Consider the following 12432-nt stretch of genomic DNA (forward strand, 5'->3'; position numbering starts at 1 on the left):
ATAAGATACGGCTTTCGCTCCAGGCGGCAACGGCTTGCCCATCGCAGGCAAAATGTGGTTTGGCCGTCATCATTTACGTTGCAAGCCTTACCAGCCCGTTCAGCAACGCCGTTGGCGTTTTTTCCTGCGGCTAGAATTGTTTTGGGTATAGGTAACTTATTGATTAGAATCGGCTGATTGAGTGTCATTTTCATGCGTTGGTCCAAATGTATACCCGCAAGTCCACATGTCTATTCCAGTGCATCGCTGGGATAGCTATGGAATACAAATTTTTGGGTTCATTTGAGTTTCCAGGGGGTTTACAACGAGCCGCCCGAGTACATAGAAGACCTATAAAACGAGTAAAATCAATATGAAAGAGTCTATTGACAAGGACTTCACCGCCCACACGCCAATGATGCAGCAGTACTTGCGCCTGAAGGCGCAACACCCTGAAATTCTGCTGTTTTATCGCATGGGGGATTTCTACGAGCTGTTTTATGACGATGCAAAACGCGCGTCCCAGCTGCTGGACATCTCGCTGACCAAACGCGGCGCCTCGGCAGGCGAGCCTATCCCGATGGCCGGTGTGCCGCACCACGCGGTGGAAAACTACCTGGCCAAGCTGGTGCAGCTTGGGGAATCGGTCGCGATCTGCGAACAGATTGGCGATCCGGCGACCAGCAAAGGGCCTGTAGAACGCAAGGTGGTGCGTATCGTCACCCCGGGCACCGTCAGCGACGAGGCATTGCTGCAAGAACGCCAGGACAACCTGCTGGCCGCCATTTGGCAAGACGCGCGCGGTTTTGGTTACGCCACGCTGGATATCAGCTCTGGCCGTTTCCGCGTTGCCGAGCCCGGCGATTTGGAAACCATGGCGGCAGAGTTGCAACGCACCAACCCGGCCGAACTGCTATACCCGGAAACCTTTGAACAGATGGCGCTAATAGAGCAGCGCCGCGGGCTGCGCCGCCGCCCACTGTGGGAATTTGAACTGGAAACCGCGCGCCAGCAATTGAATCTGCAGTTCGGCACGCGCGATCTTAATGGCTTCGGCGTCGAGCAGGCGCAACAGGCACTGCGCGCCGCCGGCTGCCTGCTGCAATACGCCAAGGACACCCAACGCACCTCCCTGCCCCATATACGCAGTATCACCATGGAGCGCCAGCAGGACGGCATTATCATGGATGCGGCCACGCGCCGTAACCTGGAGCTGACGCAGAGCCTGTCCGGCGGGGTGGATAATACCCTGTCCGCCATTCTCGATCGCTCGGTTACTGCCATGGGCAGCCGTATGCTCAAGCGCTGGCTGCATATGCCAACCCGCGATTTCAACGTGCTGAATCACCGCCAACAGGCCATCGGCACCCTGCGTGATTTATACCTGGAGTTGCAGCCCCCGCTGCGCCAGGTGGGCGATCTGGAACGCATTCTGGCGCGCCTGGCGCTGCGGACCGCACGCCCACGCGATCTGGCGCGCATGCGCCACGCATTCCAACAGTTGCCGGAAATTCGCGCGCTGTTGCAGCCGGTTGATACACCGCATGTGCAAAGCCTGCTGCAGCAAATTGGCCAGTTCGATGAACTGCAGGCGTTGCTGGAACGGGCCATCGTTGAAGCGCCGCCGGTGTTGGTGCGCGACGGCGGCGTGATCGCCACCGGCTATAACGCTGAACTGGACGAATGGCGGGCGCTGGCCGACGGGGCCAGCGATTATCTGGAACGCCTGGAAATCCGCGAGCGCGAAAAACTGGGCCTGGATACGCTGAAAGTGGGCTTTAACGGCGTACACGGTTACTACATTCAGGTGAGCCGCGGGCAAAGCCACTTGGTGCCGATCCACTATGTGCGCCGCCAAACGCTGAAAAATGCAGAACGCTACATCATCCCCGAGCTGAAAGAGTACGAAGACAAAGTTCTGACCTCGAAGAGCAAAGCGCTGGCGATAGAAAAGGGCCTGTATGATGAACTGTTCGATCTGCTATTGCCGCATCTGGCCGAGCTGCAACAAAGCGCGGGCGCGCTGGCGGAGCTGGATGTGCTGGCAAACCTGGCGGAACGCGCAGAGACGATGAACTACGCCTGCCCGACCATGAGTGATAAACCCGGCATCCGCATCAGCGAAGGCCGCCATCCGGTGGTGGAGCAGGTATTGAGCGATCCGTTCATCGCCAACCCGGTCTCGCTATCGCCGCAACGCCGGATGTTGATCATCACCGGCCCCAATATGGGGGGTAAAAGCACCTATATGCGCCAAACGGCGCTGATTGTGCTGATGGCGCACATCGGCAGCTATGTGCCGGCGGCAAAGGCGACCATCGGCCCAGTGGATCGCATCTTCACCCGCGTGGGCGCCGCCGACGATCTGGCCTCCGGCCGCTCCACCTTCATGGTAGAAATGACTGAAACCGCCAACATCCTGCATAACGCCACAGAACACAGCCTGGTGCTGATGGATGAAATTGGGCGCGGCACATCCACTTACGATGGGCTGTCGCTGGCCTGGGCCTGCGCAGAAAATCTGGCGAGCCGCATCAAGGCCATGACGCTGTTTGCGACCCACTATTTTGAGCTGACGACGCTGCCGGAAAAAATGGAGGGCGTGGTCAACGTGCACCTGGATGCGCTGGAGCACGGCGATACCATTGCGTTCATGCATAGCGTACAAGACGGTGCGGCCAGCAAAAGCTACGGCCTGGCGGTTGCCGCCCTGGCCGGTGTGCCACGCGATGTCATCAAACGGGCGCGCCAAAAGCTGCGCGAGCTGGAAACGATCTCCAGCCACACCGCCGCCGGCACCGTCGAGGCCACCCAGATGACGTTATTGGCGGAAGAAAGCTCACCGGCGGTAGAAGCGCTGGAAGCGCTCGATCCCGATACGCTTTCCCCGCGGCAGGCGTTGGAATGGCTCTACCGGTTAAAAAACATGGTGTAACCGGCATTGCACAGATGCGATAAAAAAAGGGTGGGCGCAAGCCCACCCTTTTTATATGCGTGGTAAAAATGTGCTATTCGCGGAACAGGGCTTCAATGCTCAGCCCCTGCATCTGCAAAATTTCACGCAGACGGCGCAGGCCTTCAACCTGGATCTAGCGAACGCGTTCACGCGTCAGGCCAATCTCACGGCCTACATCTTCCAACGTGGCCGCTTCATAACCCAACAGCCCAAAACGGCGCGCCAGCACTTCACGTTGCTTCGCATTCAGTTCAAACAGCCACTTAACGATGCTTTGCTTCATATCATCGTCTTGCGTGGTGTCTTCGGGGCCGTTTTCTTTCTCATCGGCCAGAATGTCCAACAAGGCTTTCTCTGAATCACCGCCCAACGGCGTATCAACGGAAGTAATACGCTCATTCAGACGCAGCATACGGTTGACGTCATCCACCGGCTTATCGAGTTGCTCGGCAATCTCTTCAGCGCTCGGTTCATGATCCAGTTTGTGGGAAAGCTCGCGCGCGGTGCGCAGATAAACGTTGAGTTCTTTAACGATGTGAATCGGCAGGCGGATAGTACGGGTTTGGTTCATGATCGCCCGTTCAATCGTCTGACGGATCCACCAAGTGGCATAAGTAGAAAAACGAAAACCGCGCTCAGGATCGAACTTTTCCACCGCACGGATCAGGCCGAGGTTACCTTCTTCGATCAGATCCAGCAGTGCCAGACCGCGGTTGCTGTAACGGCGGGCAATTTTCACCACCAGCCGCAGGTTGCTTTCAATCATTCGACGGCGAGATGGAATATCACCACGCAGTGCTCGCCGTGCAAAGTAAACTTCTTCCTCTGCCGTCAGCAGAGGTGAAAAACCAATTTCGCCAAGATAGAGCTGCGTCGCATCCAATACACGTTGGGTAACACTCTGCGACAACAGCTCTTCTTCTGCCAGATCATTGTCACTGGTTTCTTCTTCTACCAGTGCTTTCTCATCAAATGATTCAGCCTCAGTTCCGTTCTCGTCGAAATCCGTCTCGTCATGTAACTCGTTAACTTTCAGCGTGCTTTGGCTCATAAGCTGCTCCTACCCGTGATACCGCGAGCAGGATAGCGCTTATCCTGCCCAATCTATCGCTGCGGAAGATAACGCAGCGGGTTTACGGATTTCCCCTTGTAACGAATTTCAAAATGCAAACGTACTGTACTGGTTCCGGTGCTCCCCATGGTTGCTATTTTTTGACCCGCCTTCACTTCCTGTTGTTCCCGGACCAGCATCGTATCATTGTGAGCATAGGCGCTCAGGTAATCATCATTGTGTTTGATGATAATAAGATTACCGTAACCCCGTAAGGCGTTGCCCGCATACACTACGCGCCCATCGGCGGTAGCAAAAATCGGTTGCCCACGGGAACCAGCGATATCAATACCCTTATTTCCACCGTCTGATGAAGAAAAGTTATCAATGATCTTACCGTCTGTCGGCCACTTCCAACTGCTGACTGGCGCGCTGTTGCTGACGGTACTGCTCACCGGAGGTGCAGCAGCTGGTGCGGTAACAGGAGCGGCGGCAGAACCTACTGCGGCAGCGCCTGATGCAGGTAACATCTTCCCTACATTCTGTTTACCCGAGTTTTCAGAATACGCGTTAGTTGGTTGAGAATCAACCGTTGCGGTTTGTATCTGCGTTGCAGTTTGTATCTGCGTTGAGGAAGGTGGCTTCGGCACTCCACTGCTTGTTGCATCAGTCGCCACCTGCATGCCGCCGTTATTTTGCGCAGACCCATTACCAAGTTGAATGGTTTGGCCCACGTTCAGGCTATAAGGCTCAGGAATATTATTGCGCTGCGCCAGATCGCGGTAATCACTCCCGGTGATCCAGGCGATATAAAACAGCGTGTCGCCGCGTTTGACCGTATAGGTGCTGCCGCTATAGCTGCCTTTCGGAATGGACTCATAGCTGCGGTTATAGACAATTCGGTCGCCCTGCGCGCCAGCGTTGCCCACCACCGGCGCCGTAGCTGAACCGGTAATACCGCCGTCGTTTACGCTGCTAATGGGTGCCGAGGTCGACTCGCCATTGGAACATCCTGCCAACCACACACTTATCATTGTACACACCGCAACGCGGCGTAAAATAATCATTGGGCTTCCCGTGCTCATGCTTCCCCCATGACAGCAATATCAGCGATATATCCAAAATCCCTTTGCACCGCAGTTGGGTATCGTACGTACCACGAAGGCTGCGATGAAAGGCTCCCCCAGGCTAAGCACACACCAACGGCCGTGCCGGGAAATCAAAAAACAGCAGGCCGATGCTAACCACATCAACACTGCTCCACAATAAGACAACGGCTAACATACTGCCATTGTAGTGAAAATCAGTCGCATTGAAACGTGAAAAGCGTTTCCGCCAACGGCTAAAGTGCAACAGAGTTAAAACCGGGCGGTTTATTCAGGCCAGTTCGCCCTTCACCAGGGGGACAAAACGCACGGCTTCAACCGCATCAATGCTGAACTCGTTACCATAGCGCTGGATACGCTTTAACGTCTGGGCCTGTTCCCCCACCGGCAGCACCAAAATACCGCCGTCATCCAATTGCTCCATCAGCGCGGCGGGGATTTCCGGCGGGGCGGCGGTAACAATGATCGCATCAAACGGGCCGCGCGACGCCCAACCCTGCCAACCGTCACCGTGGCGGGTAGAGACATTGTGCAGATCAAGCTGCTTCAGGCGGCGTTTCGCTTGCCATTGCAACCCTTTGATACGCTCTACGGAGCAAACATGTTGCACCAGGTTCGCCAGAATGGCGGTCTGATAACCGGAGCCAGTGCCGATCTCCAATACCCGCGAGGTTGGCGTCAGGCTTAGCAGTTCGGTCATCCGCGCCACCATGTAAGGCTGGGAAATTGTTTGGCCGGAACCAATCGGCAACGCGGTATTTTCATAGGCTTTGTGCTCCAGCGCTTCATCAACAAAACGCTCGCGCGGCACGGCTTCGATCGCTTTTAGCAAGCGTTCATCCCGGATGCCCTGCTGCCGCAACTGGGCCAATAATGTTTGCATACGTTTGTTCACCATTCCCCGCTAACCTCTGCCTTGGTCAACCACGTTTTTACCACATCCTGGGCCGCGTAAGCGGTTAAATCCACCTGCAGCGGCGTCACCGCCACATAGCCTTGCTCCACGGCGGCAAAGTCTGTATCCGGCCCGGCATCAAATTTATCACCCGGCGGCCCAATCCAGTAGAGATTCTGCCCGCGCGGATCCTGCTGGCAAAAGACCTTTTCGGCCGGATGGCGGCTGCCGCAGCGCGTCACGCGGATGCCTTTGATTTCATCCAGCGGCAAATCCGGCACGTTAACGTTGAGGATTTTCCCGGTGCGCAGCGGCTCGCGTTGCAAGGCGCGCAGCAAGCTACAGGTGACCACCGCCGCAGTGTCATAATGGCGTTGGCCATTCAACGAAACGGCCAGCGCGGGGAACCCCAGGTGTCGCCCTTCCATCGCCGCCGCTACGGTGCCTGAATAGATCACATCATCGCCCAGATTCGGGCCGGCATTGATACCGGAAATCACAATATCCGGCCGCGGCCGCATCAACGCATTAACGCCAAGGTAGACACAATCGGTCGGCGTGCCCTGCTGCACGGCGATATCGCCATTCGGCAACGTCAACGTGCGCAACGGCGCTTCCAGCGTCAGCGCATTGGAAGATGCGCTACGGTTGCGATCCGGCGCCACCACCTGCACCTCGGCAAAGCGGCGCAACGCCTCGGCAAGCACCTGGATACCTGGAGCGGAAACGCCGTCATCGTTACTCAGTAATATCCGCATCGCCGTTATCCTGCAGCATAATTTCGCGAACCACGCTGGTGGCAAAACTCCCCGCAGGCAACCAGAAGCGTAGCTCAACGGTGACGTCGTCCCACCAGTTCCACCGCATATTTTGCGGCTGTAACAGCAGCGCCCGGCGCGCCGGCTCAACCCGTTCACGCTTTAAAAGCGTAAGCAATTCTGGCTGTTCCGCCAAGCACTGCTGCTCAAACTGCAGCGCGGCATCGGCCGTGCCGGGTTCGCCATCGCCAGGCAGCGGCGCAGTCACCCGCAACTCACCGGCGTCAACCCGCTGTTGCAGGCTGGGCAGCTCATCCGTCTGCGCCACAAACCAACTGCCGCGGCCGGTCAACTGCAGGGCATCGCCTGCCAGCACGGTTGCCTGCAGGCCATCGGCCAGACGTGCGCTCGCCACGTGATTAAACAGCGCGCTGCGGCTGGCGGAGAGGTAAAAGCTGCGCTTGTTGCGCTCTCTGACGCGAATTTCGTCATTGGCCCAGCGCTTCGCCATCACCAGATTATTGCCGCCATGCCCGAAGCGCTGGCTACCAAAATAATTCGGCACGCCCTGGGCGGCGATTGCCGCCAGCCGTTGTTCAACCTCCTGGCGATCGCTGATTTGGCGCAGTATCAGGGTAAACGCGTTGCCTTTCAGGGTGCCTATGCGCAGCTTGCGCCGGTGGCGCGCCGCGCGTAGCACTTCACAGCCCGCCAAAGCAAACTGGCCGAGATCGGGATCGGTTTTGCCCGGCAGATGCAGGCAGAACCACTGTTCGGTGACGGCATTGCGATCCTTCAGGCCGGCATAGCTGACGCAGCGGGCATGAATACCGGCGAAGCGCGCCAGATTCTCAGCCACAAATTGCGTATTGCAGCCATTTTTGCGGATGTTGACCAGCAGGTGCTCGCCTTCGCCATCCGGCTCAAAGCCCAGGTCTTCCACCACCACGAAATCTTCCGGGTTGGCTTTCAACACACCGCTGCCGCGCGGTTTACCGTGCAGCCAGCTCAGATTCGCCATGTCCATTCGCTTACTCCTTGATCAACAAGGCGACCGCCTCACAGGCAATGCCTTCGCCGCGCCCGGTAAAACCGAGCTTCTCGGTGGTGGTCGCCTTCACGTTGACGTCGTCGAGATGGCAGCCCAGATCTTCGCTCAGGAAAACCCGCATCTGCGGAATATGCGGCGCCATCTTCGGCGCCTGGGCAATAATGGTGATATCCAGGTTGCCCAGCCGGTAGCCTTTGGCCTGGATACGTTTCCACGCCTCACGCAACAATGCGCGGCTGTCTGCGCCTTTAAACGCGGGATCGGTATCCGGGAACAGCTTGCCGATATCCCCTAACGCCGCCGCACCCAGCAACGCATCGGTGGCCGCATGCAACGCAACGTCGCCGTCGGAGTGCGCCAGCAGGCCGTGTTCATAAGGGATGCGCACACCGCCGATCACCAACGGGCCTTCGCCGCCAAATTTATGCACATCAAAACCATGACCAATACGCATTATTTGTTCTCCTCAGAACCCATTCCAATAGGCGTATGCGCCGGCTAACCGTGGCAGCGCCCACGCGCAAGCGCCGCTACCGGCGCAGCCCGCAACGCTGGTGCCTATTCAAATAGGTTCTTACCTGTTTAATTGAGTTAGATAAAACGCCGCCAGCGCCAAGTCCTCTGGACGCGTTACTTTAATATTATCTGAACGCCCCGAGATCAACAGCGGATGATAACCGCAATGCTCCAATGCCGAGGCTTCATCGGTCACCGCCGCGCCCTCATCCAGCGCACGCTGCAGGCAAAGTTTCAGCAGTTCCAGTGGGAACAACTGCGGCGTGAGGGCATGCCACAAATCCTGGCGTTCGACGGTGTGGGAAATCGCACATTGCCCGGTTTCCGCTCGCTTCATGGTATCGCGCACCGGTGCCGCCAAAATACCGCCAATCTTGCTGTGTTCGGTGATCGCCAACAGGCGATCGAGATCGTCGTGGTGCAGGCACGGGCGCGCGGCATCATGCACCAGCACCCACTCGGCGCCGCCGGCCAGGCGCAGGCCGGCCATGACGGACTCCGCACGCAGCTCGCCGCCGATGACCACGCGCACACGCGGATCCTGCGCAATCGGCAACTGTTGGAACTGCCGATCGGCCGGGCTGATGGCGACAATCACCTGCGGGATGCGCGGATGGCGCAACAGCGCGTGGATCGCATGTTCCAGAATGGTTTTATCGCCAATGGTAAGGTATTGCTTCGGGCAATTCGCCTGCATGCGGCTACCGATGCCCGCCGCAGGCAGCACGGCAATCACCTGTGGAAAGGCATTTGCGGAGTGATTCATGCGTTATTTTACGTTGTTTTGTGAAGAGGACGTGGCCGTGCGCCTGGATTGATCGGGCACCAAACGGTAAAAAGTTTCATTGGGCTTAATCATGCCCAGTTCATTGCGCGCACGCTCTTCTATCGCTTCTTGACCCCCGTTGAGATCGTCGATTTCAGCGAATAACTGATCGTTACGTGCTTTCAACTTCGCGTTATTGCCCTGTTGGACAGCAACATCGTCATTGACGCGCACATAATCGTGAATACCATTTTTACCCAGCCACAGCGAATACTGTAACCAACCGAGCAATACCAGCAATAGTAGCGTAAGTTTTCCCATCCCCGCCCCCTGAAAAACCGCACAATCATCCCACAACTTTTGGTTGGACTCCACACCGAGCACGGCATTTCAGCGCCAGATTCAGAATACGGATGATAATTTCCCGTGTTTATCCGCTAAATCCGTCGCGAAAGCGACAAAAAAAGTGACTTTTGCCGTGCCGATGGCGCGCGGTTGCATTCCCCGGCATTACCCCTTACTTTTATGCAGTCAAAATGCATAAATAATTTTTATGACCATTAATTAATCACAGGGAAACATCATGTTAAAACGTCTGGTTATCATTGGCGCCTGCCTGGCCGCCACGTTATCCGCCGCCGCCTTTGCGGCTGAAGCCACCTATACCGTCGGCGCCGGCGGCACTTACCGCCCATTTGAATACGAAAACAGCAACAAACAGCTGGAAGGTTTTGATATTGATATCATCAAGGCTATCGCCAAGGCAGAAGGCTTTCAGGTTAAGCTGGTGAATACGCCGTGGGAGGGCATTTTCGCCACGCTGAACTCCGGCGATCGCGATATTATCATCTCGGGGATTACCATCACCGATAAGCGTAAGCAGATGGTGGATTTTTCCGCCCCGTACTTCCCGGCGGAACAGGCGATCGTGGTGCCGCATGACTCCAGCGTTGATTCCATCGCCGCCTTGAAAACGCTGAAGGTTGGCGTGGTTAACTCCAGCACCGGTGATATCGTGGTGTCCGACGTATTGGGCAAAAACAACACGGCGATCAAACGCTTCGATAACACGCCGCTGATGCTACAGGAGCTGTATGAAGACGGCATCAGCGCTGCCGTGGGCGATGTGGGCGTCGCCAAGTTCTACATCAAAACCCACCCGGAAAAACAGTTCAAGCTGGTGTCCGACGCCAAATTTGAACGCCAGTATTTCGGCATTGCCGTCGCGAAAGGCAACGAAGAACTGCGCGATAAGATTAACGCCGGCCTGAAAAAAATCCTTGCCGATGGCACCTATGCCAAAATTTACCAAACCTGGTTCGACAGTAACGTCCCAACGCTGCCGGCTGAATAATCCCAGCGCCTTCCGCCCGCTTTGGGAAGGGGTTGTATCGTGTTTTGGGCAATCGGGCCTGCCTGATTGCCGCTTTTTATCTGTAAGGAACTGAACTTGTCTGCTTTCCGCTGGGAAATCATCCAGGAATACGCGCCACTGTTTGCCCAAGGCGCCTGGATGACCATCAAATGCACCATCATCTGCGTGCTGCTGGGCACCACCTGGGGCCTGATCCTCGGTTTGGGCCGCCTGGCACAGGCACCGTACGGCATCTGGAAACCCATTCTGCGCTACGGCGTGCAATGGCCGGTGCGCATCTATATCAGCGCCTTTCGCGGCACGCCGCTGTTCGTTCAGATCATGGTGGTGCACTTTGCGCTGGTGCCGCTGTTTATCAACCCGCGTGACGGTATCTTGGTCACCAGCGGCCTGATGAGCAGCGACTTCGCCCGCATGTTGCGCTCCGACTACGGCGCCTTCCTGTCCTGCGTGGTGGCGATTACGCTCAATGCCGGCGCTTACGTTTCGGAAATTTTCCGCGCCGGCATCCAGTCGCTGGATCGCGGACAGATGGAAGCCTCGCGCTCGCTGGGAATGAGCTATGGCAAAACCCTGCGCCGGGTGATCCTGCCGCAGGCGTTCCGCCGCATGCTGCCGCCGCTGGGCAATAACGCCATTGCCATCGTCAAGGATTCGTCTCTGGCCTCCGCCATCGGGCTGGCCGATTTGGCCTATGCCGCCCGTACCGTCTCTGGCGCTTACGCTACCTACTGGGAACCCTATCTGACCATTTCATTGGTTTATTGGGTCATCACCTTCCTGCTTTCGCTGCTGGTGCAACATATGGAAAAGAGGTTCGGCAAAAGTGATTCGCGTACATAATCTGCAAAAACAATTTGGTGAAAGCCACGTATTGCGTGGCATCTCCTGTGACATCGCGCCGAATGAAGTGGTGTGCATTATCGGGCCGTCCGGCTCGGGGAAAAGCACCTTCCTGCGCTGTATCAACGCGCTGGAAACGCTCTCCGGCGGCGAAATAGACGTTAACGGCTTCGCCATCCACGATCAGCGCACCGATCTCAACAAAATGCGTGAGAGCGTCGGCATGGTGTTCCAGCGGTTCAACCTGTTCCCGCACATGACGGTATTGGAAAACATCATCATGGCGCCGATGGATGTGAAAAAGCTGTCGCGCGCCGAGGCCACACTGCGGGCGGAAAAGCTACTGCGCAAAGTCGGACTGCTGGATAAAACCGATGCCTACCCAAACAGCCTGTCCGGCGGGCAGCAGCAGCGCGTCGCCATTGCCCGCGCGCTGGCGATGGAGCCGAAAATCATGCTGTTTGATGAGCCCACCTCGGCGCTGGATCCAGAGCTGGTGGGGGAAGTGCTGGCGGTAATGAAAGCGTTGGCGCATGAGGGCATGACGATGGTGGTGGTCACGCATGAAATGGGGTTTGCCCGCGAAGTGGCCGATCGGGTGATGTTTATCGATCAGGGCATTATTCAGGAAGAAGGCGCGCCGCAGCAGATTTTTACCAACCCGACCAATCCGCGTACGCGGGCATTTCTAAGCAAAGTTTTGTAACTTTCAGCACTGCTTTGCAATCCTGCCGGGCGCCACGATCGGCGCCCGGCGGTTCACCACCCGCTCAGGCTGCTGAACACCAGCCAGAATAAACACATTACCGTCACACCGGTCAGCAATAGCGTCAACAGCTGGCGCTCGCGCAATATCATGCTGAACGTGATGCCAATCAGCACGGAAAGCGGCATCAACGCCAGGAAGAAAGGCCAGGTATAGAGCAGGAAAAACAGCGTGTTGGGGCCATACACCAAAAACGGCACGGCAAAGGCCAGCCAATAAAAAACAAAGCCGCTTACGCCGCCCAGGAAAGAGTACGAGGGCTCCTCTTTTTCCTGTTTTGCGCCTGCCAAGATGGGGGTAACGTTCTGCATAGTGGTTCCTGATTACTCGCCTTCCGTCAGCACGCTCTGCAGCGGCTTGAATGCGAAAA

12 protein-coding genes and 1 pseudogene are annotated in these 12432 nt (G+C 56.8%); 4 read left to right on the forward strand and 9 right to left on the reverse strand.

Features of this window, described 5'->3' with window-relative positions; genetic code table 11:
* Positions 1 to 352: 352 nt before the first annotated feature.
* On the forward strand, positions 353 to 2914 hold the full coding sequence (mutS, locus tag ACN28Q_RS08445; RefSeq protein ID WP_095845931.1) for a DNA mismatch repair protein MutS: 2562 nt from the start codon (positions 353 to 355) through the stop codon (positions 2912 to 2914).
* A gap of 73 nt (positions 2915 to 2987) precedes the next feature.
* Here the strand turns inward: mutS and rpoS are convergent.
* The 8 genes and pseudogenes from rpoS to ftsB form a co-directional block, all read right to left on the reverse strand.
* Positions 2988 to 3986: pseudogene (rpoS, locus tag ACN28Q_RS08450) on the reverse strand (RNA polymerase sigma factor RpoS).
* 53 nt (positions 3987 to 4039) lie between these two features.
* Positions 4040 to 5053 carry a murein hydrolase activator NlpD gene (gene nlpD / locus ACN28Q_RS08455; RefSeq protein WP_165907026.1) on the reverse strand — a complete coding sequence of 338 codons (1014 nt, stop codon included), beginning with the start codon at positions 5051 to 5053 and terminating at the stop codon, positions 4040 to 4042.
* A 310-nt stretch (positions 5054 to 5363) separates the two neighbouring features.
* Positions 5364 to 5990 (reverse strand): protein-L-isoaspartate(D-aspartate) O-methyltransferase, encoded by a 627-nt coding sequence (locus ACN28Q_RS08460; RefSeq protein ID WP_095845934.1) that lies wholly within the window; start codon positions 5988 to 5990, stop codon positions 5364 to 5366.
* Entirely contained in the window at positions 5984 to 6745 is a 762-nt protein-coding gene (gene surE / locus ACN28Q_RS08465; RefSeq protein ID WP_095845935.1) for a 5'/3'-nucleotidase SurE, read from the reverse strand. The genes ACN28Q_RS08460 and surE overlap by 7 nt, the downstream gene beginning before the upstream one ends.
* On the reverse strand, positions 6726 to 7772 hold the full coding sequence (gene truD / locus ACN28Q_RS08470) for a tRNA pseudouridine(13) synthase TruD (RefSeq protein ID WP_095845936.1): 1047 nt from the start codon (positions 7770 to 7772) through the stop codon (positions 6726 to 6728). The genes surE and truD overlap by 20 nt, the downstream gene beginning before the upstream one ends.
* A 4-nt stretch (positions 7773 to 7776) precedes the next feature.
* Complete coding sequence (gene ispF / locus ACN28Q_RS08475) at positions 7777 to 8250, reverse strand: 2-C-methyl-D-erythritol 2,4-cyclodiphosphate synthase (RefSeq protein WP_095845937.1); 474 nt, start codon at positions 8248 to 8250, stop codon at positions 7777 to 7779.
* 120 nt (positions 8251 to 8370) lie between these two features.
* Positions 8371 to 9078 (reverse strand): 2-C-methyl-D-erythritol 4-phosphate cytidylyltransferase, encoded by a 708-nt coding sequence (gene ispD / locus ACN28Q_RS08480; protein WP_095845938.1) that lies wholly within the window; start codon positions 9076 to 9078, stop codon positions 8371 to 8373.
* A gap of 3 nt (positions 9079 to 9081) precedes the next feature.
* Complete coding sequence (ftsB, locus tag ACN28Q_RS08485; protein ID WP_095845939.1) at positions 9082 to 9399, reverse strand: cell division protein FtsB; 318 nt, start codon at positions 9397 to 9399, stop codon at positions 9082 to 9084.
* 262 nt (positions 9400 to 9661) lie between these two features.
* On the opposite strand from ftsB, the gene ACN28Q_RS08490 reads away from it, so the two are divergent.
* The 3 genes from ACN28Q_RS08490 to ACN28Q_RS08500 all read left to right on the forward strand — a co-directional run bounded on the left by ACN28Q_RS08490 (position 9662) and on the right by ACN28Q_RS08500 (position 12002).
* On the forward strand, positions 9662 to 10432 hold the full coding sequence (locus ACN28Q_RS08490) for a basic amino acid ABC transporter substrate-binding protein (protein WP_095845940.1): 771 nt from the start codon (positions 9662 to 9664) through the stop codon (positions 10430 to 10432).
* Between the two features lie 96 nt (positions 10433 to 10528).
* On the forward strand, positions 10529 to 11296 hold the full coding sequence (locus ACN28Q_RS08495) for an amino acid ABC transporter permease (RefSeq protein ID WP_095845941.1): 768 nt from the start codon (positions 10529 to 10531) through the stop codon (positions 11294 to 11296).
* Positions 11280 to 12002 carry an amino acid ABC transporter ATP-binding protein gene (locus ACN28Q_RS08500; RefSeq protein WP_095845942.1) on the forward strand — a complete coding sequence of 241 codons (723 nt, stop codon included), beginning with the start codon at positions 11280 to 11282 and terminating at the stop codon, positions 12000 to 12002. Before ACN28Q_RS08495 ends, ACN28Q_RS08500 begins: the two co-directional genes overlap by 17 nt.
* Before the next feature lie 53 nt (positions 12003 to 12055).
* Here ACN28Q_RS08500 and ACN28Q_RS08505 read toward each other — a convergent pair whose 3' ends face one another.
* Complete coding sequence (locus ACN28Q_RS08505) at positions 12056 to 12373, reverse strand: DUF3561 family protein (RefSeq protein WP_095845943.1); 318 nt, start codon at positions 12371 to 12373, stop codon at positions 12056 to 12058.
* Between the last annotated feature and the right edge of the window lie 59 nt (positions 12374 to 12432).

The sequence above is a fragment of the Gibbsiella quercinecans genome (assembly GCF_002291425.1).
GTDB classification, from domain to species: domain Bacteria; phylum Pseudomonadota; class Gammaproteobacteria; order Enterobacterales; family Enterobacteriaceae; genus Gibbsiella; species Gibbsiella quercinecans.

Excerpts from the sequence above, each read along its gene's own strand:
- ACN28Q_RS08490 (WP_095845940.1), top strand. The coding sequence starts at position 9,662 with ATGTTAAAACGTCTGGTTATCATTGGCGCCTGCCTGGCCGCCACGTTA.
- ACN28Q_RS08505 (WP_095845943.1), bottom strand. The coding sequence starts at position 12,373 with ATGCAGAACGTTACCCCCATCTTGGCAGGCGCAAAACAGGAAAAAGAG.
- surE (WP_095845935.1), bottom strand. The coding sequence starts at position 6,745 with ATGCGGATATTACTGAGTAACGATGACGGCGTTTCCGCTCCAGGTATC.
- truD (WP_095845936.1), bottom strand. The coding sequence starts at position 7,772 with ATGGACATGGCGAATCTGAGCTGGCTGCACGGTAAACCGCGCGGCAGC.
- nlpD (WP_165907026.1), bottom strand. The coding sequence starts at position 5,053 with ATGATTATTTTACGCCGCGTTGCGGTGTGTACAATGATAAGTGTGTGG.
- ftsB (WP_095845939.1), bottom strand. The coding sequence starts at position 9,399 with ATGGGAAAACTTACGCTACTATTGCTGGTATTGCTCGGTTGGTTACAG.
- mutS (WP_095845931.1), top strand. The coding sequence starts at position 353 with ATGAAAGAGTCTATTGACAAGGACTTCACCGCCCACACGCCAATGATG.
- ispD (WP_095845938.1), bottom strand. The coding sequence starts at position 9,078 with ATGAATCACTCCGCAAATGCCTTTCCACAGGTGATTGCCGTGCTGCCT.
- ACN28Q_RS08460 (WP_095845934.1), bottom strand. The coding sequence starts at position 5,990 with ATGGTGAACAAACGTATGCAAACATTATTGGCCCAGTTGCGGCAGCAG.
- ispF (WP_095845937.1), bottom strand. The coding sequence starts at position 8,250 with ATGCGTATTGGTCATGGTTTTGATGTGCATAAATTTGGCGGCGAAGGC.